Below are 25,222 nucleotides of genomic sequence, written 5' to 3'. Positions count from 1 at the left end.
CCTCCACCCTCCCTAGCGCCATGTTTAACCTCGGCTGGACTGAAGTCGTTCTCGTCATCGGAGTGGCCGTACTGATTTTCGGCCCCAAGAAAATCCCTGAACTGGGCAGCGCCCTCGGCAAAACCCTGCGCGGCTTTAAAGAAGAGATGAGTCAGACCCCCGACGACGCGGCTATAGACACCTACGAAGACGCTGAAGACGCTGACGTATATCGCTAGTTTGCCTTGCTTAACCCCTTAGCGTTACCTCCATGCGGCAATTTTTGAAGTACACCCTGGCCAGCCTGACCGGGTCAATTTTGTTCTGTTTGCTGCTGGGCTTTTTGCTCACCTTGGGGGCGGTGGGGCTGGTAGGAGTGATCGTGGCGGGTTTGGGCAAAGAAGGCGATGCCCCTACCGTCGAGAAAGACACGGTGCTGGTCTACGACCTCTCTACAGTGATTCCTGACTCGCCCGAGGCGATCGACCCCAGCGCCTTGGTGTTTGGCACCCAGGTCCCCAGCGAGCTGACCCTGCGCCAGGCGGTGCTGGCCCTCGAAGAAGCTGCCACCGACGATCGCATCACCGCCCTTTACCTTAAGGGCAGCACTGCTCTGGGCGCCGGTCTAGCCAGCCAAACCGAAATGCAGCCGGCGATCGAGGCCTTTCAGGCCGCGGGCAAACCAGTTTTGGCCTACGACATCTCCTGGAGCGAGCGGGAGTATGCGGTGGCTGCCCTGGCCGACACGATCTATCTCAACCCCTTTGGGGAGATCGAAATGAACGGGCTCTACGCCGAAACCATGTACCAGGCCGATGCCCTGGAGAAACTGGGAGTAGGGGTGCAGGTAACCCGCGTGGGCCGTTACAAGTCGGCGGTCGAGCCGCTGATTCGCGACACTATGAGTCCCGAGGAGCGAGAGCAAACCCAGCGCCTACTGGGGGATGTGTGGCAAAACCTACTGACCACCGCTGCCGCCCCCCGCGATCTGACGGCCCAGCAGCTGCAAAATATTGCTAACACTAAGGGTTTTTTGTTTGGGGCCGAGGCTGAAACGCAGCAGCTTGCCGATGCGATCGCCTACGAAGACGAAGTGATCACCGCCCTGCGGGAGCTGACCGGCGAAAAGGATGAGGAGGTAGAAGACAGCGACCTCGACTTTCGTCAGATCAGCCTAGCGGGCTATGCAGCCACTGTTGACGACCCCCTCACCAGCCGCCGCTCTGACAACCAGGTGGCTCTGGTCTACGCCGAAGGCCCCATCATTGACGGCGGCGACGGCGACTTTAGCCAGACCGGCATTATCGAGGGCAATACCCTAGCTCGGCAGCTGCGCCAGCTGCGCCAGGACGACGAGGTCAAAGCCGTAGTGCTACGGGTCAACAGCCCCGGCGGCAGCGCCACCGCCTCGGAGGTAATTCTGCGCGAAGTTCAGCTGTTGCGCGAAGCGGGTAAGCCCGTGGTGGTGTCAATGGGCAATGTGGCGGCCTCCGGCGGCTACTGGATTGCCTCCCAGGCCGATGCCATTTTGGCCCAGCCCACAACGATCACCGGCTCCATCGGGGTGTACGGCATCTTTCTCAACCTCGAAGAGCTGGGTACCAAGGTGGGGGTCAACTGGGACGGAGTTAAAACCTCTGAGCTGGCCGATATTTTCTCCAGCACCCGACCTAAAACGGCAGCCGAACTGGCGATTTTGCAGCGCTCTGTTGATGCCATCTACGACAGCTTTCTCGACCGGGTGGCAGAAGGCCGCGACCTGACGCGACCAGCGGTGGCCGAGCTGGCCCAAGGGCGGGTGTGGTCAGGCCAGGCAGCACTCGATCTAGGCTTGGTAGACGAACTGGGGGGAGTGAATGCGGCGATCGCTACCGCCGTCGAGCTGGCCGAGCTGGGCGACGATTGGCGGCTGCAAGAGTATCCTGAACCCAGCGAGTTGCAGCAGTTCTTGCGCGGCTTTTTCAGCACTGAAGTTGCCCAGGCCCAGACCCATGACCCGCTGACGGCTCAGGTGCTCCAGTTCGTTGACGATGCTCAAATTCTGCGCGCCCTCAACGATCCTCGTGGCGTCTATATGCTGATGCCTTATCAGTTTGTGGTGAAGTAGAGCGGTAGAGAGATGAGGAAGGTGAGGGGATGGCGGGATGAGGAAGATGAGGGAAAAGAAAACTCAGTTTGCCAACTGCCCCATCTTCCCCACCTGCCTCATCTTCCCTATCTCCCTTACCCCCTAATCTTCTTCCGCCGCTTCACCCCAGGCAGACCATGCACCCGCATTAGATCGGCCAATGTCGAGCAGTAGGGCTCCATGCCAAAGCTGGCAGGGCTGACGGCACCAGCGTAGACAAAGTGGCGGTAGTGCAAACAAAAATAGTCCCAGGGGGCCATCTGTACCCGAAATAGCTTAATCAGCACATCGGTCAGCCACATCGAGAGGGGAATGCGAAACCAGATGTGCTGGCCAAAGTAGTCGCAGATTTGCTCGACGGCCTGGTTCACCGTCAGGGGTGGGTTACCCAACACGTACTCGCGGTAGCCTTGGGTGGAGGGATGCTCGACGAGATAGCTGACCACCGTGGCAATGTCTTGGGCATGGGCAAAGTGAAACCCAGCATCAGCCCGAAAAAAGCGCGCCAAACCTATCCAGCGGGTGACATCCTGAAGCCCGGCTGAAATAAAGGAGTAGGGCTTTTCTTTGTCGCCGCCAAACACCAGGGTGGGAAATACCGTCGTAATTTTGTCGTAGACCGGCAGCTCGCTCAGACGGTGGTGACACTCGTACTTAGTGCGAATGTAGTCAGTGCCGATTTCCCCAGCTTCGGGCAGGGGTTCGCTGCGTTGGCTCAAAATGCTGGCAGTGGAAAAATAGATTACCTGTTGGCAGCGATCGCGATCGAGGCGGGCCAGTAGCCCCAGGTTGGCCTCAACGTTGATGGCTTCTACATAGGCTGGGTCGCCGCCCCAAGCCGCAGCAGTCAAAATGGCGATGTCGATCGTGGGCAGCAGGTCGGCAAAAGGCTCAATATTTTCGAGGCCACCTTGGAGAATGTGCACCCTGGGGTTGCCCTGCACCGGCAGCTGTAGCTTCTCGGGGTGGCGCAGCAGCAAAAATAGCTCGTAGCGATCGCTCTCCAGCAGCAGCTCCAAAATATAGTGGCCAATGCAACCGCTGGCCCCCGTCATAAACACACGTAGGCAATCGGGGCTTGGGCCGGTAGAGGAAAGAGTGTCCAAATCGCTCAACTTCAACAGCTATAGTCAGACAGTTTAGACGGTTTTGGCAGAGCTAAGCGTTTGTTGGCGGTTGAAGGGCTCACCAAAGCATAATTTCTGTCTTTGGGTTTCTCTTCGCAGCGGCCCGCAGCCGACTTAAAGGTCAGATAAAACTCGGCAAAGATTCCCGGTTTTCTCCGAGAAATTGCGTAGACGGTATGGCAATTTCTATCCTGATTTTCGTTGCTATGGTTGACCTTATCTGTTACAAGTCTGGCCGTCACCCATCCTCTAGCTCTGTTCAGAGGGAGCGAGGGTTTACCCTGATTGAGCTAATGGTTGTGGCTGTGATCCTGGGTGTATTGGCAACTGTAGCCCTTCCTAGCTTTCTCAATCAAGCGGCTCGCTCTAAACAGGCCAGAGCACTGAAATATGTCGGCATGGTCAACCGAGCCCAGCAGGCATTTTTTGTAGAACATTCTCGCTTTGCCACCTCTACCGACGAGCTGGGTTTTGCTAGGGAGAATGCTCCCCCCGACTACACCTATATGATGACTGCCGGAGGTAGCGGCTTAGAAATTACCAGCACCCAAGCCATGCCTACCAACCCGGCGTTGCGAGGCTATGCCGGGGTCGTCTTTGCCACTGTTGATCCCAGCGGCTTGGCCCGACTGGGCACGGCCATCTGCCAGGGCAGTACCGCAGGCGTTCCAGCTCCAACGCCGATCACGGTGGCAGGGCAGGTGCAGATTGCCAACTGCCCGCTGCGCTGAGGGACGGCGGGCAGAATATGAGGTAGGCGGTGTCAGGCATAAAGCCTGAGGTGGGAGGCAGAACCTTCCCTATTAACCTCAGCGTCGTCCCTAAATCTGCCACGGCCGACCCAATGCGATCGCAGATGTAACAAACACTACGAACTACCGTGGCTGAGGGCCAGGGGCAGCGTTACAGTAAAGGTTACTCTTCTACTGCACTCACCGTGGGATTTGCCCAGCCACCCTCAACCGCCCCGCCCACCGCCACTGATATTCAAGGCCTGTTCGATCGCATTGCCCCGGTATACGACAGCCTAAACGAACGCCTCAGCTTTGGGCTGCACCGAGTGTGGAAGCGCATGGCCGTGCGTTGGAGCGGGGCCGCTCCGGGGCAGAAGGTGTTGGATGTCTGCTGCGGCAGCGGCGATCTGGCGCTGTTGCTGGCCCACCAAGTGAAAGCCACGGGTACGGTGTACGGTCTTGACTTCTCGGCAGAGCTGCTGGCGGTGGCTGAGGGGCGATCGCGCCGTGCTCACCTGCCCGCTCCGCTGCACTGGGTGCAGGGCGACGCCCTGGCCCTACCCTTTGAGGCCAACACCTTTGATGCCGCCACTATGGGCTACGGCCTGCGCAACCTTACCGACATTCCCCAGGGGCTAGCCGAGCTGCGACGGGTGCTCAAGCCAGGTGCCAGCGCCGCCATCCTCGACTTTCATCGCCCCCAGGGTTGGATAGCCGAGCAGTTTCAGCGCTGGTACCTAGAGGCGATGGTGGTGCCCACCGCTGAGCAAATGGGGCTGACTGACGAATACGCCTACATTGGCCCCAGCGTCGATCGCTTCCCGACCGGGCCAGAACAGGTGAAGTTAGCCCGCCAAGCCGGGTTTGAGCGGGCCGTTCACTACCCCATTGCCGGGGGGCTGATGGGGGTGCTGGTGGTGAGTCGCCATGACCGGGTCTGAGCTGTGGCTACTGCTGGCGCCGCCCATCGTGGGCGGCATCATTGGCTATTTCACCAATGACATCGCCATTAAAATGCTGTTTCGCCCCTATCGCCCCATCTACCTGGGCAAACGACAGCTGCCCTTTACCCCAGGGCTGATCCCCAGCAACCAGGAGCGGCTGGCCAAGCGCATCTCTGACACCATTATGGGGTCACTGCTCACCCCTGAGGAGTTGCAAAAGCTGGCCCGGCGGCTGCTGCAAACCGATCGCACCCAGGCGGCCATCAAGTGGTTGTTGCAGCTTGCCCTCGATCAGGTGCAGAGCCGCGCTCAAGAGCGCACCGCCAAAATTGCCGGGGCGATTTTGCAAGACCTGTTCGGCAAATCGCTGCCCCGCCTGATTCGCGTTTGGGCGCGGCGCGAGGACTTTTTAGAACCCCAGCTCAACCAGCTGTTTGACCAGGTGCTGCTCGACTTTAAGCTCACGGCCGACCAAGCTGACCAGATCGCTACCTGGCTGCTCAGCGGCGTGTTTCCCCCCGATAAGCTGCGCCAGCTGGCCGTCGACTTTCTCACCGATCGCAACATTCAGGTAATCGACACCATCTTTCGGGAGCGCACCAGCGGCACCTACTGGGTGGTAGCCAACCTATTTGGCGTGCGCAACGCCCTGAGCCGCCTGAGAGCCTTTTGCCTCGACGAGCGGGAGGTAAGCAACGCGCGCATTGCCGAGCTGGAGGTGGCGCTTCAGCTCAAAAAGCGTTTGAAAGAGTCACTGCAGCGGGTGTCGCTGCAAAATCTGCCCGTGTCAACGGTGCGCCAAGTGCGTAGCAACCTGCGCGAGTCATTGCAGGGTTACATTCGCACCTTGGGACCAGAGTTTGTCAGAAATCTGGGCAACTCGGTCAACTGGGAAACCCTAGCCACCCAGTTGCTCAACCGCCTGCAAAATTCTGAGGTGATCACCCAGTCGTTAGACCCAGTAAGTGAAGAGCTAGCGCTGATTTTAGAACGCTACCTAGAGCGCGATCTAGAGTCGCTGGTGGCGCAGATTATTCCAATTTTGAACATTGATCAGGTGATTATCGACCGGGTGCGGGGCACCTCGGCCCAGGAGCTGGAGCTGGCGATTCAGGGCATTGTGCGTAGCGAGCTGCAGGCGATCGTCAACCTAGGCGGCATTCTAGGGTTTGCGATTGGCATACTGCAATCCGGATTTTTCTTTTTTCAGCGTTCCGGTGGTATTTAGCGGCTACGGCTTGATCTGTAGATAGAGAAACCATGAAGCATTCGCCATCCCCAAAACCTGGCTGGACCAGCGGCTAGGGCATTGACCCTTCGGGCAACGGCGACCTTTAGGCGGGTGGAAGCTTGATTACTTGTGTTTGCAAAGTGTTGGCAAATGCTTTATCTACCTTCGGACGGATTCTTGCTGCTAATCTTATAACGAGAATAAATAGGCTTCTGAAGAAACTACAGTCATTCTTTTAGGCTTGCTTGAGCGCTAAACGTTCAGCTAGTCAGCTTCTCTTTATAAAATACTCTTTTTCAAGCCAACACATAAACCACTACTTACGAGTAATTAGGACGGGCAGCTAGAGGAAACCGAGAGCTGAAATTGCCTCGATCGCTTTCACGCCCCAGTCGATTAGAGGCTGAAGATTCTGGTTGCCCTTGGCTCATTTGGGTATGGATAGGAGAGAGCTGTAAATGGTTCAGCATCAGCAGGCGGCTGATCAGTTGTTTGGGGGCGGTGGTGAGATGGGGGCGTTGATGCGCTCCTACGACTGGTCAAAAACACCGTTTGGCGCGGTTGAGCAGTGGCCGCAGAGCCTGCGATCGACCCTGAGCATTTGCCTGAACTCTCGCTTCCCCATGGCGATCTACTGGGGGCCAGACTGCTGGTTGCTCTACAACGACGCTTGGCGACCGATTGTGGGAGATAAGCACCCCTGGTCGCTGGGTCGCCCGGCCGATGAAGTCTGGCCCGAAATTTGGGACGATATCAGCCCGGATTTTGCCAGGGTGTTTGCTACGGGCGAGGGCGTCTTTTACAGCGACACGCTGTTAGTGATGCGTCGGTTTGGCTACGACGAAGAATGCTTTTTTGACTACACGTTCAACCCGATTCAAGGAGAGGGCGGCAAAATTGACGGCATTCTCAACGTGGTCAGTGAGACAACCTATCGGGTGTTGAACGATCGCCGGGCCCAACTGCTGCGCGAGCTGGCCTCCCGCACCGGCAGTGCCAAGACTGTTGACGATGCCTGTGCCCTGATGGCAGAGGCGCTTAAATCTGGTTCGGCCGACGTTCCGCTGGCGCTGCTCTATATCGTCAACGCCGACGGCAAAACGGCCCACCTTAGCGGGGGGAGTGAGGTTGCCTTGGGGTTGCCCAAGACGCCTGACCAGGTTGACCTAACCGTTGAGGATGAGGTGGGGGGCTGGCCGATCGCCTCGGTTGCCCAGACCGGCCAGTCTCGCACCATTGATGATCTGGTTAGCCACTTTGGCCACCTGCCTGGCAGCCCTTGGCCAGAGCCGCCTCAGGAGGCCATGGTCTTGCCCATCCTGGTGCCGGGGCAGGCCAAAGCTGTGGGGGTGTTAGTGGCGGTAGCCAACCCCCGCCGCCGGGTAGACGCGGTCTATCGCGATTTTTTTGAGCAAATTGCCGGGCAGATTGCGGCGGCGATCGCCAACGCCCGTTCCCACGAGGAAGATCGGCGGCGGGCGGACAAACTGGCCGAACTCGATCGCGCCAAGACGGTCTTTTTCTCGAATGTGAGCCATGAGTTTCGTACGCCGCTGACCCTGATGCTGGGGCCGGTAGAAGAAGCCCTGCAAGAGACCCAAGATGCCGACCAGCGCCAGCGGTTGGAGCTGGTCTATCGAAACGCGCTGCGCCTGCAAAAGCTGGTCAATACCCTGCTCGATTTCTCCCGCATTGAGGCGGGGCGCATTGAAGCCAGCTATGAGCCCACCGACTTGGCCCTGATGACAACGGACCTGGCGGGGGTGTTTCGGTCGGCAGTGGAGCAGGCTGGGCTGCGGTTGACCGTAGACTGCCCGCCCCTGGCAGCCCCCGCCTACGTCGACCGCGACATGTGGGAAAAAATCGTGCTGAACCTGCTCTCTAACGCCTTGAAGTTCACCTTTGAGGGCGAGATTGCGGTAGTTTTGCACGGTAACGCAGACCAGATTCAGCTCGAGGTGCGAGACACGGGGACAGGCATTCCACCTGAGGAGCTGCCCCATATCTTTGAGCGCTTTCACCGCGTGCAGGGGGCTAGAGGCCGCACCCACGAGGGCTCAGGCATCGGGCTGTCGCTGGTGCAAGAGCTGGTGGGCTTGCACGGTGGCACCATCGAAGTCACCAGCCAGGTTGACCAGGGCACCTGCTTTACCATCACCATGCCAGCCGGGTCTGACCATTTGCCCAGCGATAGCATCAATGGCCCCCACACCCGCCTTTCCACCGCCACCGGAGCCACCCCCTACCTAGAAGAAGCCCTGCGCTGGCACCCCACCGAGCCTAGGGAACCCGCCCCGCCCGCCCCCTCATCCACCACCACCGCCCGCATTCTCCTCGCCGACGACAACGCCGACATGCTCGACTACGTCGAGCGGCTGCTGAGCCCGCAGTACACCGTCGAGACAGCCAGGGATGGCCGAGCTGCGATCGCCGCCATCCGTCGGCAGCGCCCCGACCTAGTGCTGACGGATGTGATGATGCCCGAGATCGACGGTTTTGAGCTGCTGCGGCAGCTGCGGAGCGATGTCCAGACCCAGGAGCTGCCGATTATTTTGCTATCGGCCCGTGCGGGGGAAGAGTCTCGCATTGAGGGCCTGGCGGCGGGGGCCGATGACTATTTGACTAAGCCATTTTCGGCCCGGGAGCTGTTGGCCAAAGTTGAGGCAGCCCTCAAGCTGGCACAGCTGCGGCAGATGGCCAAGACTAGCCTGCAACGGAGCGAAGAGCGATCGCGGCTCGCCATTCGGGTGGCGCAGCTGGGCACCTGGCGCTACGACCTCAGTACCCAGCTGGTCGAGCTAGACGAACGCATGCAGGAAATTTGGGGTGAGTCAGCGACGCTGCTGCCGCTGGCTCAGGTCATAGAGCGGGTGCATCCCGGCGATCGCGAACGGGTGGCCAGTGCCGTCGGTGCCGCCCTCGAACCGTCGTCGTCAGGGGCCTACGAAATCGACTACCGCATTGTGTGGAATGACGGCACCGAGCGGTGGATTATGGCCAGTGGCCAGGCCCTCTTTGGGGGTGAGGGTCTGGCGCGGCAAGTCGTCGAGCTGATCGGCACTGCCCTCGACATTACCGAACGCAAGCAGACTGAATTGCTGCTGGCGGAGCAAAAGCATTTGCTAGAGCTGGTTGCCTCGGGGTACCCCCTAGAAAATTGCCTAACCGCCATCTGCCTCGCCGTATCGCAGCTAAATCCCCTGATTCGGGCCGGTGTGCTGCTGAGCGATGCCCAACAGCAGCAGTTTATTGGGGCGATCGCCCCAGACTTTCCGCTGTCCTTTAGGGCAGCTGTTGAAGGCTTGCCCATCAACGACCTCCACATTGGCACCTGTGCGAAGGCGGTTGACTGCGGGGAGCCGGTTACCTGTATCGACGTAGTGACCGACGATCGCTGGTCGGCGGCCTGGCGCGACCTGTGTCTAGCCCACGGCATTCGCGCCTGCCACTCTACCCCGCTGCTAGACCTGGAGGGGCGGCCCGTGGGGTCACTCATGCTCTGTTTTGATCAGGCTCGACAGCCCACCCCTTGGGAATACCAGCTGGCCGACTTCGGCACCCAGGTGGCCCGCATTGCCGTTGAGCGCGATCGCGCTACCCTGGCCCTGCGCAACAGCGAGTACCGCTATCGAACGCTGTTTGAGTCAATGGATCAGGGCTTTTGTGCCTGTGAAATGCTGTTTGATGACCACGGCAAACCGATAGACTATCGCTTTTTGGAGGTCAACCCAGCCTTTGAGAGGCTGACGGAGCTGCCAGGGATGCTCGGCAAAACGGCACTCGAACTGATTCCTGACCTGGATGCCTTTTGGATTGAGACCTACGGCCGCGTCGTATCGATGGGGGAATCCTATCAATTTGAGCGTCAATCGGTGATTTCGGGCCGTTGGTTCAATATCGACGCCTTCGCTATTGGTGACCCGCAAAGCAACAGGTTTGCCATTCTGTTGACCGACATCAGCGATCGCAAAAAAGCAGAGCTAGAGCGAGAGCGATTTCTAGCGGTGGGCGCAGATTTACAGGTGCTCACCGGCTCTAACGGCTACTTTCAGTGGGTCAGCCCCGCCTTTGAGCGCATTCTCGGCTGGACCACCCAGGAAATGCTGTCTCGCCCCTGGGTAGAGTTCGTCCATCCCGACGACGTGACGATATCAGTGGGGGAAGCGAACCAGGGGTTTGCGGGCAGCGAAACTATGGCCTTTGAAAACCGATATCGCCATAAAGACGGCTCCTACCGCTGGTTTCTCTGGAATGCTCAGTTTTACTCAGACCGGCAGATGCTATATGGCGCGGCCATTGACATCACCGATCGCAAGCGCACGGAAGCCAACTTACGGGAGAGTGAGAAACGCTTTCGCAGCATGGCCGACAACGCGCCGGTCATGGTTTGGGTGACAGACTCGACCGGCTACTGCACCTACCTCAGCCAAAGCTGGTATGACTTCACGGGCCAGACCGAGGCCACCGGTTTGGGCTCAGGGTGGTTGGATGCCGTCCATCCCGACGATCAAGAGACTTGTAGTCAAATATTTCTAGCGGCTAACGAGCGTCAGGAGGCGTTTCGTTTTGAGTATCGCCTGCTCAGCAAAGACGGGTTTTATCACTGGGCGATCGATGCGGCTAGCCCTTGGTTTGGGGCAGACGGCGAGTTCAAGGGCTACATTGGCTCGGTGCTGGATATCAGCGATCGCAAGCGCATTGAAGAAAGCCTGCGGCAGCGCGAAACTGAACTGCGGCTAGTCACCAACTCCGTTCCGGCGCTGATTGCCTTTGTCGACGCCGACCAGCGCTATCGCTTTAACAACCAGGGCTACGAAGACTGGTTTAGTCAGTCTGCCAAAGACCTTTACGGCAAGCACATTCGCGAGGTGGTGGGGGACGCCGCCTACGAAGACGTCCGCCCCTATGTGGAGCAGGTCTTGACCGGGCAGCAGGTGACCTTTGAACGGTCGATCCGCTTTAAGGACGGCAACCTCCGCTACCTGAGCGCCACCTACGTGCCCCGGATCAATGATCAAGGCGTAGTAGAAGGGTTCGTAGCGCTGATCAACGATCTCAGCGATCGCCGCCAGGCCGAAGAAGCCCTCATCCAGAGCGAAGAGCGCTACCGCTTCCTGGTCGAGTCCATTCCTCAACTGGTGTGGACAGCTGACGCCGAGGGGGTTCTGCTCGACGCCAACCAGCGCTGGTGTGATTTCACCGGGCTCACCCCAGAGCAGGTCAAGACAACGGGTTGGCAGGCCGTAGTGCACCCTGACGATATTTCTGTGCTTGGCCAAAACTGGGCGATCGCCCAGCAGCAGGGCAGCAACTACCAGGCCGAAGGCCGCATGCGCCGGGCCGATGGCGTCTATCGCTGGCACCTGCACCAGGCGGTGCCGCTCAAGACTAAACGGGGGCGAATTCTCAAGTGGTTTGGCACCGCCACCGATATTGAAGACCAAAAACAGCTAGAGCAGCAGCGCAGTCAGCTGCTTCAGCAGGAGCAGGCCGCGCGCGCCGCCGCCGAAGCCGCTAGCCGTACCAAGGATGAGTTTTTGGCGGTGGTCTCCCACGAGCTCAGGTCGCCCCTCAACCCCATTCTCGGCTGGGCAACCCTGCTCAAAAATGGCACTCTAGACGCAACTAAAACCCAACAGGCGCTCTCGGTGATTGAGCGTAACGCCAAGCTGCAAACCGAGCTGATCGATGACCTGCTCGATGTGTCTCGCATGCTGCGGGGCAAGCTCCAGATCTCGGCCACCCCAGTCAATTTAGCCACCACCATCCGGGCCGCTATCGAAACCGTGCGCCTGGCAGCAGACGCCAAATCCATTCGCATTGAAGCCCATCTAGAAACTGACGTTGGCCTGGTCTCGGGCGATGCCACCCGGCTACAACAGGTGGTGTGGAATTTGCTGTCCAATGCCGTTAAGTTTACCCCCGCCGGCGGGCAGATTGATGTGCACCTGGTCCGGGGAGACGCCAACCAGGCCCAAATCATCGTCAAGGACACCGGCAAGGGCATTGTGCCTGAGTTTTTACCGCTGATTTTTGACTACTTTCGCCAGGCCGACAGCGCTACGACCCGCCAGTTTGGCGGGCTGGGTTTGGGGCTGGCGATCGTGCGCCACCTAGTCGAGCTGCACGGCGGCACCATCCAGGCGGCCAGCCTGGGCGAAAATATGGGAGCGACGTTCACCGTCAGTCTACCGACCTTAGCCCACCAGGCTCTAGCCCAGCCAGGTCTTCCCCTCCAGCAGCCCTCCCTGAGCCTGCCGGGCACCCAAATTCTCGTGGTTGATGACGATGACGATACGCGCACCTTCATCACCTTTCTGCTAGAACAGGCCGGGGCCCATGTAGTCGCCGCTGCCTCAGCCCAGGCAGGCTTAGCCGCCCTCAAACAGGCTCAGCCCCAGGTTTTAGTCAGCGACATCGGTATGCCAGATATGGATGGCTACATGCTGATGCAGCAGATTAGAGCGTTGCCGGCCGAGCAGGGCGGCCAGGTGCCGGCGATCGCCCTGACCGCCTACGTCAGAGAGACTGACCAAGAGCAATCCCTCGCTGCCGGGTTTCAGCGGCACATTTCTAAACCGGTGGAACCCGCTGCCCTCCTGCGGGCGATTGCCGAATTGCTCCAGTCCTAATCCTTCCTTCTCTGCCGCTAAATCGCGTCTTCCACTCGTTTCACGGCAACAATCACCGTCGTCAGCCACAGCAACCCAACGATCGCACCCATGATCACATCGCTGGGCCAGTGGGCTCCCAATACCAGGCGTGAGCTGACAATCATGCCAATCCAACCCGTTACGCCCAAGATAATCAGCAGCCTTTCCACCCAGCTGCGAGAGGCCTGGCACCACAGATAGGCCAGCAGCCCATAGACCGTAATCACCACCACCGCGTGCCCCGACGGAAACGAATGCAGCCCTGGAGCCGCGATGCCACCAACGATCAAATCGGGCCGATCTCGGTTCCAATAACCCCAGCCAATCCACACCAGGGCAAATTGCAGCCCGTAGGCGGCCATCATGGTGGCGACTAGCAGAGGGCGCGATCGCGCCACCATCACTCCTATAAATCCCCCCACGATGGGCAGCATACCGATCAAGTTACCCGGCGATTCCCACGTGATCGCTTTCGAAAAACTCAGCGGCAAACCCTCAGCTAGCACCGGCAACAGCCGCACATCCCAATCCTGTAGGCCTTGGTCAACATGCCCCTTAGCCCACACAGTAAGCGTTAAAGTGACCAACGCACACAGCCCCAGACCGATTGCCAGCGTGCCTGCCCATCGCCGCCACACCACTTGGGGCACTTTGCGGCAGTCTTGCCAAAACTGATACCAACCCTGTCTGAAAGTCTGAGCCGTTACCCAACGTGCCATGCCGCGTTAACTACCCATCGCCACAACAGAAGAGGTGTATAGTAGCACCTCTATTCGTCGGCAATGTATGTAAATGCAGCGAGTCGCTAAGGGGAAATGCGGCGGTAGCGAGCCTGCACCTCAAGATGAATGCCGTAGGCAACCAGGCCAAGGGCAACAATCCCCATCAGCCAGGCTCCGTGGGGCTGCTTCTGAATGGCCTGCAAAGCACCTTCAGTAGTGCCAGCTTGGCTGGCATCGGCCGCACGGGCCGCTTGAATAAAGAAGTAGCCGATAATCACAGCGACAACTCCCTTGGCAGCATAGCCAAATCGGCCAATACGAGTGATCCACTTCTCAGTATTAGCGCTCATTTCAGACAGCTTAAGCTTGCGGCGAAACTCGGTGGAATAAGCCCGATAAAACGAATAAAACCCGTAGGCTACACTGGCTACACCAACAGCGGCTACCAACCACCGACCAAAGGGTTGCGAGAGCAATGTGGCCGTTTGCTGTTCACTGCCAGAACCGCCGCCCGAAGAACGGCCAAAGACTAGCTTTAGAGCAGAGAAAGCCAAGCCGCTGTAGATTAGCCCGCTAGCCGCATAGCCGAGGCGTCTGCCAATGGCTGCTGCCCCGCTGTCCTGGTGTTCTGGATCTTTAATCGCTTGCACAAACTGCCAGAGAACGTATCCCAAGAGCCCTATGGCTACTATGAACAGCATCAGCTTGCCAAAGGGTTGAGATGCGATCGCCTGAAAAGCGCCCTCGGTGCCGGTTATTCTTCCACCCCAATCAAAGGCAGCCATGACAGCTAGTAACCCGACAATCATATAGACAATGCCTTTAGCCGCATAGCCAAATCGCGCTAGGCGTTCAATCCACTTTTCAGGCTGCTGTCCTTGCGGGGTTAATTCTTGAAAATTCATTGACACTACCTATACGGTTAGCTTTCTAGTTACAAACAAAACTACCGAGGAAAATATTTCTCTACAATTTCACCAAGACCTTTGTCTCAGCTCAGACGTACTCTACTGAAGGTAATAAATTTATACCCGTTAAAACAGCCTGAACCATCCTTCCCGCGCTAGAGTTCTCAACGGCCATACCTCTATCTTTTGGCGTTACCAAAATGAATTGACTTATTTGCGTTAGGGTTATTTTCTTAACTACAAGAAGACTCGAACTCATTAATCCACCAAAAGCTAGCAATTAGTTGCTTTCCCTAGACTAAGAAAAAAGTTTAGGCTGAGTAACATTACGATCAAAGCTTAGGGAGCTTCAAGAACTCTACCTTGTGCACAGAAGCGACCATCGAATAAGGATATTCGCCTGAGAAATATAAAAACACAAAAAAATACCTTGCTTTTGAAAAAGCAAGGCTTAACCGCAGCATAAAAATCTTAGGGATATGTTAGGGGTATAAATGCAGCCTATCGCTTCACGATAATCCAGACGGCATGAATAATACCGGGAATATACCCCAAAAGCGTAAGCAAAATGTTGATCCAAAACTGAGTGCCGATCCCTTCCTGAAGAAAAACTCCAAGGGGCGGCAGAAAAATGGCTGCTATAAGCCTCAAGATATCCATAGAGTTTCTTAGCCTAATCCTTATCTGTCTTCAATTAAAGAGCGTTTGGATGCGCATGGCATCTGTCTTTAGTCACTACCTCTATCTATAGAAAGACATAGTTAGGTCAATATGATTCTTGAGGAAGATGACCCTTTACCCTCGGCAACCATAAATTTTAGATAGGAAGCCAGATTTCAGACTTAGTATCGAGTTTGAATCTGTTGAGAACAAAGTCACATTATTTACACACAAACAAAGTTCTTGGTAAAGAACACTTTGCCAGGTATTAAATTTGCCGGCTAGGCAGAATACTCGTTCGTGCGTTACTAGTAGAAAATAAGCAGTAGCTTTCGATAGTCAACGTACTTCTTGCTCGAATGCTCTTATGTCGGATACATCCGAATAAAAAATTGTGCAATTTATGAAAATTCAAGCATTTTCAACTAAATTTTACTGATTTTGTATTGCAGGATCTTAAGTGATTTTTAGCCAGTGGTTAAGCTTAGTACTTTTAGGAGTCTGTCTTTATATTTTTTGGCAGATTCGCAACGTACTGTTGCTAGCATTGACAGCAATCACCTTTGCCGTAGTGCTCAACCGCGCAGTCAGACTCCTGCAAAAACGAATTCCCGATCGCAGAATAGCCGTTCTTATTTTAACCAGCGCTGTTCTATTAGTCATGGGAGGGTTTGGGATAATTATTGTTCCTCCCTTTGTTGACCAGCTCCAAGATTTGATAGGTCTTGCCGGTCAAGTTGTTGATCGATCGCAGTCTTGGATTATAGCTTTAGGCAATATTTTGCCGGGGTTTGCCATTGAAGATCTCCAAAGCCTCGAAGCTATCCTGGGTCAGCTTCAGGCATTAGATCTAAACATCATATTTGGCCGTTTCTTTTTATGGTTTTCCAACACCCTAACCGTTGTTTTCAACCTGCTGTTGGTGTCGGTTGTCATCATCATGGTGCTGCTGAATCCAATGGCCTACCGAAGACTCTTTCTCAGGGTCTTTCCATCGTCTAGAAAACAACAGATAGGTCGAGTGCTGGACGGCTGCGAAGAGGCGATCGCGGGCTGGTTCATTGGCATCCTTTTCAACATGACAATCATCGCTATGTTGAGCATGATTGGCCTCTGGATTCTGGGTATTCCCCTAGCCTTCGCCAACGGGTTACTGGCAGGGCTGCTTGCATTTATCCCTAACCTTGGCCCCTTTATCAGTGTGATTCCGCCTGCTGCGATCGCCCTGCTCGAAGCTCCCTGGAAAGCGATCGCAGTAGTCGTCCTCTATATCGTGATTCAGCAGATTGAGAGTAATATTTTGACTCCGCTGGTCATGAAGAAGCAGGTCTCCCTGCTGCCAGCAATAACCCTACTGTCTCAAGTTGCTTTTGCCGCATTCTTCGGCTTTTTAGGTCTGCTGTTAGCCCTGCCGCTAACGCTAATTATTCAACAGTGGCTGGACGAGTTTTGGATAAAAGGCTTTCTAGACCAGCATTAGTTCAATAGACTTTGATAAGTCAACATTTGCAGGGACGTTGCAAACATGCCTTATCAAAACTAATGTATGGGCGATACTGGTTTCGAACCAGTGACCTCTTCCGTGTGAAGGAAGCGCGCTACCACTGTGCTAATCGCCCTTGGGTTTTTTAAGATAGCACATCTTTTAGGGCGGTTTAGCAAAAATTTTAGGTCAAGCTATATCGGGAGGGACTGGGCTGCCCTGTTGTGCTTGCTGAAGCTGCGCTTGAATTAGGGCCTGCATGTCTTGACGGCGAATCTCGACACCTTGACTTACCTGTCCAGGCGTTTCAAAGAAAATTAGGCTATCGATGGGCTGCATAGCCAGCAGCTGAAACAGGATGTGCACCACGGGCACCGGCAGAGCCATGACCTGAGGATCTTTGATGGTGGCTTGGCTAGTTGCGGCGTCTTGCAGGGTAGGGTAGGCGTAGACAATGTTCTTTTGACTGTTGGGCTGGGTACGGTTACTGAGGGTGGTCATCATCCAGCCCTGCTCTAGGGTTTGCAGCACGTAGTATTGCTCATGCTTAAGCTGCCCGGCGATTGCCTTGAGGGTGGGCGCAATGGTGGTAATGGCGTTGCCGGTTACGCCATCGTTGGGGGCACTGTGCTGGAGGGAGACAATTTGGGCATCAAGATCCATAGCGGGTTCTGAGGGATAGTTGGGGGCTAGCGTTGGGGGTGACGGCTTGGGCCAGGAAATTTAAAGACGGCGACGGTTGAAGACCGTTCCAGGGAACCATCGAGCTCGATCTAGCATCACTCTACCGCAGGGGGCTACCGGCGAGGTGCCTCGCCCCGCATCCATAAAATTACGGACAGATGTTAAGGTGTTGGGTAGCTTGCAATTCTTGGGCAATCAATCTACTTAGATTCAGACTTTTCTACCTTCTGCGTCTAGATTGGTCTCGTAGCTGACCGTCATAGCTCACCCCAAGGTCGCAGCGGGCGCATCCACCACGTTCCTAAAAACCTGAATATCGCTCCACGGGTCTGTGTAGCTTTTTGAGGATAGCCAGATTGAGTCAGGGTATCTGTGCGTTGAGTGTGGATTCGCTTAGCCAGCTTTTCTACCAAGATTTAAAGAACGGTACTGGTGCCCCAGAGGCGGGGTGCCAGGCAATGGCTCAGCGATTGGCCAATGAAGTCCAGCGCATCTGTAACGAGAGCGATCGCATTCAGTCATCGGGCGATGTTGAGGCCTGGGCCAAATCGCTGGGCAAACACCGTCTAGATCAGTGTTTCAAATATTACAACCTGGGGTCGCGCCAGGGCCGCGTTGAGCTGCACAGCACTCTTAGCGCTATCGTGTACCGTTACATTACGCCGCCCCAGGTGCAGACCAGCTACCCAGCCCGGCTGGCGCTGATCGAAGATTTTTTGCAGGGGTTCTACGTCGAAGCGCTCAACGCCTTTCGGCGGGAGAATCAGCTGGGCGATCGCTATCAGCCCCGCACTCTGCTTGAGCTAGCTGAGTTCATGGCCTTTTCTGAGCGCTACGGCAAGCGGCGCATTCCGCTGCCCGGCCGGCGCAGCCAGCAGCTGATCATCCTACGCGCCCAGACCTTCTCTAAACAACAGCCCCCCGAAGTCGCCATCGACATCGAGCAGGCCACCGACTACGGCGGCGACGGCGACGACGTTCGCCCCGCCGCCTCCCACCAGCGGGTGCGCGAAGAGATGATTGCCCAGGCCGACGATCTGCCCGAAAATTCCCTGCGGGGGCGGGTAGTCGAAGAGCTGCTGGCCTATCTTAAAGAGCGCAACCAGGATGAGTGTGCCGACTACTTTACCCTCAGGCTGCTCGACCTGCCCACCCACGAAATTGAGGCTCTCCTAGGGCTGACCCCCCGCCAGCGCGATTACCTTCAGCAGCGGTTCAAGTACCACCTGCTGCGCTTTGCCCTGTCCCATCACTGGGAATTGGTGCATGAATGGTTAGAGGCCGGCCTAGAAACTAACCTGGGCCTAACCGCCCAGCAGTGGCAACAGCTGCAAGACAGCCTCAATGCTAAGCAAGCCAGACTGCTCTCCCTCAAACAGCAGGGCATACCCGATGGCGAAGCCGCTAAAATCTTGGGCATAACCGCTACCCAATTTCAAAAACAGTGGACTAAGCTCCTAGAGCAAGCCTGGGAGATTCGTAACGTTTAATATCCGTCAAACATCCATCCGGACAGACCGTAGCAGGCCATGAATAGAGACTCAGATATCCCCGAAGACCTCTTGCTAAAGCTCCTGCTAGAGCCACTTTCGGCGGATGACTCACCATCAGGAACACGCTTTTCCCCGGCTACTGACGCTGACACGGCGGAGCTAGAGAGGGCAGGACTACCTACCCCTCCGGTCTACCCTGATCCTGAGACATCTACCCCAGCGCCAGCGGCTTCAGAGGATGACGTGCTCGACCTCAACTACACCCCTGTCTTTGACTCTGGAGACCTATCCACTGTGCAACCCCATTTTGAAGCCCTTTTGAAGCGCCGCCTGCGGCAAGAGATTGCCCATCGCCCGCCTCTGTTTCCCTGGGAAAAAGGTCTGCAAGACTATCCCGACGCCCTGCGCCCTAGCGCCGCCTCTATTTGGTTAGACCACCTGAGAAATCTTTCGGTTCCCGGCGATGTGCCTGAAGATGTGCTGGCTGACTTGCTCAACCAGTGCCAGCAGGTAGCCCAAGACATTCGCCAAACCGGTCGGCGACTGGTAGCGGCGGTCGAAGGCCTGTTTCCCGACCAACCCCAAACCCTGGAATACATTGCTGGGCTAGTGGCTCGACCGGCCTACCGGTCAGCTCAAACCGAGGCTTTGACCCAGGTAGACTACAACACGGCCTCGACGCAGCAGCAGGTGGCGCTAGCTATGCTGGCTGCCCAAGGCATCTTTGAAGCCCTATCGCTCACCGTAGGAGAAGCCAACCCCACCCAAACCCAGACCTGGCTCACGGCCTCTGGGCTGTTGACGGTGCAGGCGACCTACGCGGCTGTTGGACAGCTGGAGGTCAAGGCGGTGCTACCGGCGGACGGTAGCCTGGTGCTGACCAGCCTGGGTGAAACCGTTGGCTCCGAACGCTCTACCCCCGGTGAGCTGGTGCTGCGCTTGACCACCCAGCCCGGTGCTGTGCATCGTCTGGATGTCAGCCTAGGGGAAGCCCAGGTGGCCCCCCTGAGCTTTCAGGTGATGATTGCTGAGCGCTAGAGTGACTCTGGGCAGGGGCTAGCCCAGCGGTTAGCATGGAGGCGACCCTCCTCCGGTTTGTCTATGGTCGCGTCCCGCTGGCTGGCCTCTTCTCCCTTAACTCGGCCCATCCCTCACGATGAAATTGAAGACTCGCGGCTGCTGCGGGTGCTGGTGCAGGGGCTAGTTACCGTAGGCATTGGCTCAGTGGTGGTAGCCGCCGCTGGGGTGACTGCGGCTTCCTGGTGGAACCTGCTGGCTATACCCCTAAGCGCGGTGGGGGCAACCTTTAGCTGGCAGCGGCGACGCGATCGCAACATCGCGGTGAAATTTTTTATTGCCATCGGCATGCTGGTGGCTCTGGCGGCGTTTTTTTCTCGGCTGCTCGAAGCGCCCGGCGACACCCGCATTGTGCTAGCGGAACTGTTGGTTCAGCTGCAGGTGCTGCACAGCTTTGACCTACCCCGCCGCAAAGACCTGGGCTACTCGATGATGATTGGCCTGATCTTGCTGGGGGTGGCTGCCACCATCAGCCAGACCTTGGCCTTTGCACCGCTGCTGCTGCTGTTTTTAGCACTGGCAGTGCCGGTGCTGAGGCTCGACTACCAGTCAAGGCTGGGGCTGGGACCAATCGCCTGGGGCGAGATCAAGTTGCGACCTACCCTAGGGCGGTTTTTGGGCCTAATGGGGCTGATTGTGGGCCTGGGGCTGCTGATTTTTGTCTTTTTGCCCCGGCTGCCGGGCTACCAGATTCAGAATTTTCCGGTGAGTTCGGTGATCGACACGCCGGGGGATTTTTCGGGGGAGGATATTCTCAACTCGGCCTACCGCAATGAGGGCGAAGACGGTGAGGGTGAAGGCTTTGGCGACGGCGCTGGCACCATTCGGGGTCAGGGTAAGTCTACTGGCCCTGGGGTGGTGGATACCGTTTCCTACTACGGCTTCAACCAGCGAATGAATCAAAACCTGCGGGGCACCATGACTCCCCAGGTGGTGATGCGAGTCAGGTCGCAGGCACCGGGCTTTTGGCGAGTGCTGGCCTTTGACACCTACACCGGCCAGGGCTGGGATATCTCCCGCAATGACGATACCCAGACGCTGAAGCGATCGCGGTTTTCGGCCCAAACCTTTTTGCCCATGGACCCGACCTTGGCCCGCGATCGGGAGGTAGTGCAGACTTACACCCTCGTCAGCGAGTTGCCCAACCTAATTCCGGCGATGTATCAGCCTAAACAACTCTACTTCCCAACTCGAGAGGTGGCCATCGACGCTGAAGGCAGTCTCAGGTCGCCCGTGATCTTGCAGGAAGGCATGACCTATACGGTGGTGTCGCGGGTGCCCTTTCGCGATCGCACCCTGCTGGGGCAGGCGGGTACCCGCTATCCCCCCGGCATTCGTTCCTACTACCTCCAGGTGCCCGAGGAAATTCTGGAGCCTGTGAGAGCCAAAACCGAGGAGCTGCTCGCCACCTCCCCGGTGCCCCTAGCCAATGCCTACGAAAAATCCCTCTACTTGGCCCAGGCTCTCAAGCAGCGCTACACCATTCAGCCCGAGCTGCCATTCTTCGGTGCCGAGCAAGACCTCGTTGAAAGTTTCTTGTTTCGGACTCAGGGCGGCTACCCCGACCACTTCTCCACCGTGCTGACCATCATGCTGCGCTCCATCGACATCCCAGCGCGACTGGTGGCGGGGTTTGGGGAGGGCGAGTTTAACCCCTTCACCGGGTTCCACGTGGTGCGCAATACCGATGCCTATGCCCTCACCGAAGTTTATTTTCCCCAGTACGGTTGGTTTGGCTTCGACCCTATCCCGGGCCATGAGCTGATTCCGCCTAGCCTTAGAGAGTACGAAACCTTCAGCACAGTGCGGCGAGTTTGGGCTTGGCTGGCTGGCTGGCTGCCCTCTCCCTTAGTGGGCTTTGTCGATGGCTTGGTCAGCTTGCTTAGCGATGGGATCGCGTATCTATTACGCACCTTCAATGTGCTGCTAAATCTAGGCTGGGTAGGCATTTTGCTGGGCATTGCGATCGCCACCGCCTTTGGATTCATCGCTTGGCTAGCCTTCTTAGGGTTGCGTCGAGGCTGGCGCTACCGACAACTGCGCCAGCTCGCCCCCACTGAGCGGCTATATCAACAAATGCTGACCTGGTTTGCCCACCAGGGCCTCGGCAAAACCCCTGCCGAAACCCCCATCGAGTATGGCCAGCGCCTCTACCAGCAAACTCGGCCTCAGCCCGCCCAGGCCGCTAACGAAATCACCCACGCCTACGTCCGCTGGCGCTACGGCGGTGAACCCCAAAATCTCGCCTACCTGAGCGAAAAATTGCAGACTATCCGCAAAAAGGATAGCCCCCGCCAGCGACTCATTCGTCGCTAAGCCAGCCCCGATTGGTTCAGGATGATCACCGATTTCCCCAAGGTTTCCGTTATGCTCGATCCATTAGTTGGAGCCGGTGAGTCAGGGCCATTAGTGAGGCGGCGACTAGCATAATTAACTGCTGTATCGTTCTTACTTCCCACCCTCCCACCCCCCACTCTTTACTCCCCACCCCCTATCCCCACCGTGAGCCTAAAAACCCTCGTCGAAAATTCCCTCAAGTCGCTCAATATTGCGACCAACGGCAGCACCACCTTCTCGCCGGCCCAGTTCGATGCCGACGTGATGACCACCTACGGGCGTTTCCCCATCGCGCTTACCAAGGGCCGAGGCAGTTTTGTGTGGGATGACCAGGGTCGTCGCTACCTCGATTTTGTGGCCGGTATCGCTACCTGCACCCTGGGCCATGCCCACCCAGCTATGGTCGAGGCCGTGACTCGGCAGATTCAAACGCTGCACCATGTGTCAAACCTCTACTACATTCCTGAGCAGGGGGAGCTGGCCCACTGGTTAGTGGAGCATTCGTGCTGCGATCGCGTCTTTTTCTGCAACTCCGGCGCTGAGGCCAACGAGGGGGCGATCAAGCTGGCCCGCAAGTACGCCCACACCCAGCGGAGCATCCAAAATCCGCTGATTATTACCGCCCAGGCCAGCTTCCACGGGCGCACCCTGGCCACCATCACCGCCACGGGCCAGCCCAAGTACCAAAAGAACTTTGACCCGCTCATGCCAGGGTTTGCCTACGTCCCCTATAACGACATCGCAGCCCTAGAAGCGCTAGTCGCTGAGCTGGACGCTGAAACGCCCCAGGTCGCCGCCATCATGCTGGAGGCTCTCCAAGGTGAAGGGGGCGTCTGCCCTGGGGATATCGCCTATTTCCAACGCGTCCGTCAGCTCTGCGACGAGAAAGGCATTCTGCTGATTCTCGACGAAGTGCAGGTGGGCGTCGGTCGCACTGGCACCCTTTGGGGATTTGAGAATCTGGGCATTGAGCCCGATATCTTTACCTCAGCCAAAGGACTGGGTGGTGGCATTCCCATCGGCGCGCTGCTTTGTAAGGCGTCCTGCGCAGTATTTGAGCCAGGCGACCATGCCAGCACCTTTGGCGGCAACCCCTTCGCCTGCAAGGTGGGCCTCACCGTGTGCGAGACTCTGGAATCTGAGAACCTGCTGGGCAATGTGAAACTGCGCGGTGAGCAGCTGCGGTTTGGCTTGCAACGCTTGGTGCAGCAGTACCCAGCCTTACTAGAACAGGTGCGCGGCTGGGGGCTGATCAACGGCCTGGTGCTTCAGCCCGACTCCGCCATTAAGTCAGTAGATATTGTCAAGGCCGCCATGGATGAAGGCTTACTGCTGGTGCCCGCTGGGCCGCAGGTAGTGCGCTTTGTGCCACCGCTGAACGTCAGTGCTGACGAGGTGCAGCAGGCGCTAATGGCCGTAGAAAAAGCTGTGGCCATGCTGGTTAAGCGGGAGCATGCTTAGTAACGCTTAAGTTAATTGTTAGGTCGTTAGGACGCTCTGCTCATCCCACCCTAACTCCGAAACAGCCGTTGGCTTTCCCCTCTAAGGACGCTTTGTGTTGGCAATGCCTGCCCACCAAGACAAACAGCTCCGTTAGCCAACGGCTATTTTTTAAGCAACCCCGATCGCGGGTGAAGATACTCAAGCTCAAAAGCCTCCTCTTCGAGGAGGCTTTTGCTAATTCTGGTTCTATTCTTCTAGGTTGGTGTCTGGGTCAAGGGGTATGCCAATCGGGTCAGTATTGGGTAAGGTGCCTTGCATACCCTCACCTGGGATATCAGGATTGTTCTGCAAGTTAACCTGTCCCTGCTCGGAGGATTGATCCACTGTAGACGGCCCGCTGACTGTGGCAACGTCTGCTGTTTTGGCGTCTCCACTGGTAGAGGCGGTTGAGAAATTGGTGGCAATCGGAGACTCAACCGGATCGCCCTCGGGTTGGGCTTCGCCAGCGGCAGCATGGGCGTCAAGCATAGCGCTGCCGGAGGCATTAGTAGGTGCCATCAGCTGGGCGTGCTCTGACGCAATGACGGCCTGGTCAGGATTGGTCTGCTGATTGGATAGTGTGGGTTCAGACATGGGTTTATACCGGGTTATGAACAATTAATAGCTTTGGGAAATGGCTGCGGTCAGCAGCCAGACTGTGATGCCCAGACCTGCGACAATCATGGTCGCAAGTGCGGGGTGCTTGAACGCTTTCATATATAGGCTGCCTGAACGGATCCACTCCTCATAGGTGCCTCGCTCATGCAGGCCATACCTAGGCCGATAAAGGGCGTTGTCCTCACGCTCGCGGGAGGAGCGATTAGCGTGATGAGAGAGGTAGGTCCAAAATTCCATCAGCTTGTCCATAAGGCGCTCCGGGTTAGGACTGGGCAGTCAACCAAGTCATCGCTTCACGGGAAATATCAGCAGGAACTGTGTGCCCGCCATTAAATTCTCGATAGCGGGTGTCGTAGTGCGCCTGCTGCAATTGCGGAACGATTCTACGGCTGCAACTGTCGATCGGTAGCACCGGGTCTTGGGTACCGTGGGAGATGAAGATATGGGGTTCTCCTCGCTGGGCTGCGGGAGCCATAAAACCAGGGGAAAAAGCGACTACATGGGTAGATAAATCCCCGTTGGTAATGCCCACCGAAAGTGCATAGGAAGCCCCATCGGAAAAACCTGCGATCGCAACTCGGCTCGGATCTATTGCGTAGCGGCTAAAGGTCTGGGCCAGCGCCCGATCCATTACAGCAATATCGGGGCCATAGTCGCCAAGAATGACATCCCAGGTGCGCCCCCGTGACTCCACAGCCAGCAGTAGCAGCCCGTAGGCATCGGCCAGCCCTGCCAAAATTCTGAGTGCCCCTTCCGCATCGCCGCCTGCACCGTGGAGCATCAGCACCAAAGGCACTGGGTTATCGGGCTGGTAGCCTGTGGGCACATAGATGAACCCATCTCGCTGGCTTTCCAAGGCTAGGGAATGTAAGCCTCTAGCCGCGCCTGCTTCAGCTGGCGGACTAGGGCGAGAAAGAAGAAGACCTGTTTCCTGTTGTGTGCTGTTCACAAGCTGTGTGCTT

19 protein-coding genes and 1 tRNA gene are annotated in these 25,222 nt (G+C 57.0%); 11 read left to right on the top strand and 9 right to left on the bottom strand.

The window, feature by feature from the left end; translation table 11 throughout:
* Window positions 1–20: 20 nt before the first annotated feature.
* Window positions 21–218, top strand: a complete 198-nt coding sequence (locus tag H6F59_RS17115) for a twin-arginine translocase TatA/TatE family subunit (RefSeq protein WP_190517404.1) — start codon at window positions 21–23, stop codon at window positions 216–218.
* A 32-nt stretch (window positions 219–250) separates the two neighbouring features.
* Window positions 251–2,086: a signal peptide peptidase SppA gene (gene sppA / locus H6F59_RS17110; RefSeq protein ID WP_190702690.1), complete on the top strand. Its 1,836-nt coding sequence runs from the start codon at window positions 251–253 to the stop codon at window positions 2,084–2,086.
* A 116-nt stretch (window positions 2,087–2,202) separates the two neighbouring features.
* Here the strand turns inward: sppA and H6F59_RS17105 are convergent, their stop codons facing one another.
* Entirely contained in the window at window positions 2,203–3,228 is a 1,026-nt protein-coding gene (locus tag H6F59_RS17105; protein ID WP_190702687.1) for an NAD(P)-dependent oxidoreductase, read from the bottom strand.
* 212 nt (window positions 3,229–3,440) lie between these two features.
* Between H6F59_RS17105 and H6F59_RS26820 the strand changes: the two genes are divergently transcribed.
* From H6F59_RS26820 to H6F59_RS17085, 4 genes are all read left to right on the top strand, one after another.
* Window positions 3,441–3,965, top strand: a complete 525-nt coding sequence (locus H6F59_RS26820) for a type IV pilin protein (protein WP_190702683.1) — start codon at window positions 3,441–3,443, stop codon at window positions 3,963–3,965.
* Between the two features lie 206 nt (window positions 3,966–4,171).
* The gene (gene ubiE, locus H6F59_RS17095; protein WP_190702679.1) at window positions 4,172–4,909 is read left to right on the top strand and encodes a bifunctional demethylmenaquinone methyltransferase/2-methoxy-6-polyprenyl-1,4-benzoquinol methylase UbiE; all 738 of its coding nucleotides are present in this window, start codon (window positions 4,172–4,174) and stop codon (window positions 4,907–4,909) included.
* A complete protein-coding gene (locus H6F59_RS17090; RefSeq protein ID WP_190702675.1) occupies window positions 4,896–6,140 on the top strand; it encodes a DUF445 domain-containing protein in 1,245 nt (414 codons plus the stop codon). Before ubiE ends, H6F59_RS17090 begins: the two co-directional genes overlap by 14 nt.
* Before the next feature lie 461 nt (window positions 6,141–6,601).
* Entirely contained in the window at window positions 6,602–12,775 is a 6,174-nt protein-coding gene (locus H6F59_RS17085) for a PAS domain S-box protein (RefSeq protein ID WP_190702672.1), read from the top strand.
* A 17-nt stretch (window positions 12,776–12,792) separates the two neighbouring features.
* On the opposite strand, the gene H6F59_RS17080 is transcribed toward H6F59_RS17085, so the two are convergent.
* The 3 genes from H6F59_RS17080 to H6F59_RS17070 form a co-directional block, all read right to left on the bottom strand.
* On the bottom strand, window positions 12,793–13,515 hold the full coding sequence (locus H6F59_RS17080) for a phosphatase PAP2 family protein (protein WP_199325832.1): 723 nt from the start codon (window positions 13,513–13,515) through the stop codon (window positions 12,793–12,795).
* A gap of 86 nt (window positions 13,516–13,601) precedes the next feature.
* A complete protein-coding gene (locus tag H6F59_RS17075; protein ID WP_190702669.1) occupies window positions 13,602–14,423 on the bottom strand; it encodes a DUF1206 domain-containing protein in 822 nt (273 codons plus the stop codon).
* A gap of 504 nt (window positions 14,424–14,927) precedes the next feature.
* Entirely contained in the window at window positions 14,928–15,086 is a 159-nt protein-coding gene (locus H6F59_RS17070) for a YqaE/Pmp3 family membrane protein (RefSeq protein WP_190517382.1), read from the bottom strand.
* 460 nt (window positions 15,087–15,546) lie between these two features.
* Between H6F59_RS17070 and H6F59_RS17065 the strand changes: the two genes are divergently transcribed.
* On the top strand, window positions 15,547–16,566 hold the full coding sequence (locus H6F59_RS17065; protein WP_190702665.1) for an AI-2E family transporter: 1,020 nt from the start codon (window positions 15,547–15,549) through the stop codon (window positions 16,564–16,566).
* A gap of 67 nt (window positions 16,567–16,633) precedes the next feature.
* On the opposite strand, the gene H6F59_RS17060 is transcribed toward H6F59_RS17065, so the two are convergent.
* Window positions 16,634–16,705 (bottom strand) — tRNA-Val (locus H6F59_RS17060).
* 53 nt (window positions 16,706–16,758) lie between these two features.
* Window positions 16,759–17,232 (bottom strand): hypothetical protein, encoded by a 474-nt coding sequence (locus H6F59_RS17055; RefSeq protein WP_190702662.1) that lies wholly within the window; start codon window positions 17,230–17,232, stop codon window positions 16,759–16,761.
* 404 nt (window positions 17,233–17,636) lie between these two features.
* Between H6F59_RS17055 and hetZ the strand changes: the two genes are divergently transcribed.
* The 4 genes from hetZ to H6F59_RS17035 all read left to right on the top strand — a co-directional run bounded on the left by hetZ (window position 17,637) and on the right by H6F59_RS17035 (window position 23,621).
* On the top strand, window positions 17,637–18,743 hold the full coding sequence (gene hetZ, locus H6F59_RS17050; RefSeq protein ID WP_313887242.1) for a heterocyst differentiation protein HetZ: 1,107 nt from the start codon (window positions 17,637–17,639) through the stop codon (window positions 18,741–18,743).
* A 39-nt stretch (window positions 18,744–18,782) separates the two neighbouring features.
* A complete protein-coding gene (locus H6F59_RS17045; RefSeq protein ID WP_190702646.1) occupies window positions 18,783–19,784 on the top strand; it encodes a hypothetical protein in 1,002 nt (333 codons plus the stop codon).
* Between the two features lie 63 nt (window positions 19,785–19,847).
* A complete protein-coding gene (locus H6F59_RS17040) occupies window positions 19,848–22,139 on the top strand; it encodes a DUF3488 and DUF4129 domain-containing transglutaminase family protein (protein WP_190702641.1) in 2,292 nt (763 codons plus the stop codon).
* A 186-nt stretch (window positions 22,140–22,325) separates the two neighbouring features.
* A complete protein-coding gene (locus tag H6F59_RS17035) occupies window positions 22,326–23,621 on the top strand; it encodes an aspartate aminotransferase family protein (protein WP_190702637.1) in 1,296 nt (431 codons plus the stop codon).
* A gap of 228 nt (window positions 23,622–23,849) precedes the next feature.
* Here the strand turns inward: H6F59_RS17035 and H6F59_RS17030 are convergent, their stop codons facing one another.
* The 3 genes from H6F59_RS17030 to H6F59_RS17020 are packed head-to-tail and all read right to left on the bottom strand — an operon-like array spanning window position 23,850 to window position 25,116.
* Window positions 23,850–24,236 (bottom strand): hypothetical protein, encoded by a 387-nt coding sequence (locus tag H6F59_RS17030; RefSeq protein ID WP_190517451.1) that lies wholly within the window; start codon window positions 24,234–24,236, stop codon window positions 23,850–23,852.
* 24 nt (window positions 24,237–24,260) lie between these two features.
* Window positions 24,261–24,509 carry a hypothetical protein gene (locus H6F59_RS17025; protein WP_190702634.1) on the bottom strand — a complete coding sequence of 83 codons (249 nt, stop codon included), beginning with the start codon at window positions 24,507–24,509 and terminating at the stop codon, window positions 24,261–24,263.
* Between the two features lie 13 nt (window positions 24,510–24,522).
* Window positions 24,523–25,116 carry a PHB depolymerase family esterase gene (locus tag H6F59_RS17020; protein WP_199325831.1) on the bottom strand — a complete coding sequence of 198 codons (594 nt, stop codon included), beginning with the start codon at window positions 25,114–25,116 and terminating at the stop codon, window positions 24,523–24,525.
* Window positions 25,117–25,222: the final 106 nt, after the last annotated feature.

The sequence above is a fragment of the Nodosilinea sp. FACHB-141 genome (assembly GCF_014696135.1).
Taxonomy (GTDB): Bacteria; Cyanobacteriota; Cyanobacteriia; order Phormidesmidales; family Phormidesmidaceae; genus Nodosilinea.
Note: the sequence above shows the minus strand (reverse complement) of the source record. Positions and strands in the feature narration are given on the sequence as shown.

Bases quoted from the DNA above. Each gene is read 5' to 3' on its own strand.
- H6F59_RS17030 (WP_190517451.1), bottom strand. From the start codon at position 24,236: ATGTCTGAACCCACACTATCCAATCAGCAGACCAATCCTGACCAGGCC.
- H6F59_RS17085 (WP_190702672.1), top strand. From the start codon at position 6,602: ATGGTTCAGCATCAGCAGGCGGCTGATCAGTTGTTTGGGGGCGGTGGT.
- H6F59_RS26820 (WP_190702683.1), top strand. From the start codon at position 3,441: ATGGTTGACCTTATCTGTTACAAGTCTGGCCGTCACCCATCCTCTAGC.
- H6F59_RS17070 (WP_190517382.1), bottom strand. From the start codon at position 15,086: ATGGATATCTTGAGGCTTATAGCAGCCATTTTTCTGCCGCCCCTTGGA.
- H6F59_RS17040 (WP_190702641.1), top strand. From the start codon at position 19,848: ATGGTCGCGTCCCGCTGGCTGGCCTCTTCTCCCTTAACTCGGCCCATC.
- H6F59_RS17075 (WP_190702669.1), bottom strand. From the start codon at position 14,423: ATGAATTTTCAAGAATTAACCCCGCAAGGACAGCAGCCTGAAAAGTGG.
- H6F59_RS17045 (WP_190702646.1), top strand. From the start codon at position 18,783: ATGAATAGAGACTCAGATATCCCCGAAGACCTCTTGCTAAAGCTCCTG.
- sppA (WP_190702690.1), top strand. From the start codon at position 251: ATGCGGCAATTTTTGAAGTACACCCTGGCCAGCCTGACCGGGTCAATT.
- H6F59_RS17055 (WP_190702662.1), bottom strand. From the start codon at position 17,232: ATGGATCTTGATGCCCAAATTGTCTCCCTCCAGCACAGTGCCCCCAAC.
- H6F59_RS17090 (WP_190702675.1), top strand. From the start codon at position 4,896: ATGACCGGGTCTGAGCTGTGGCTACTGCTGGCGCCGCCCATCGTGGGC.
- H6F59_RS17025 (WP_190702634.1), bottom strand. From the start codon at position 24,509: ATGGACAAGCTGATGGAATTTTGGACCTACCTCTCTCATCACGCTAAT.
- H6F59_RS17115 (WP_190517404.1), top strand. From the start codon at position 21: ATGTTTAACCTCGGCTGGACTGAAGTCGTTCTCGTCATCGGAGTGGCC.
- H6F59_RS17080 (WP_199325832.1), bottom strand. From the start codon at position 13,515: ATGGCACGTTGGGTAACGGCTCAGACTTTCAGACAGGGTTGGTATCAG.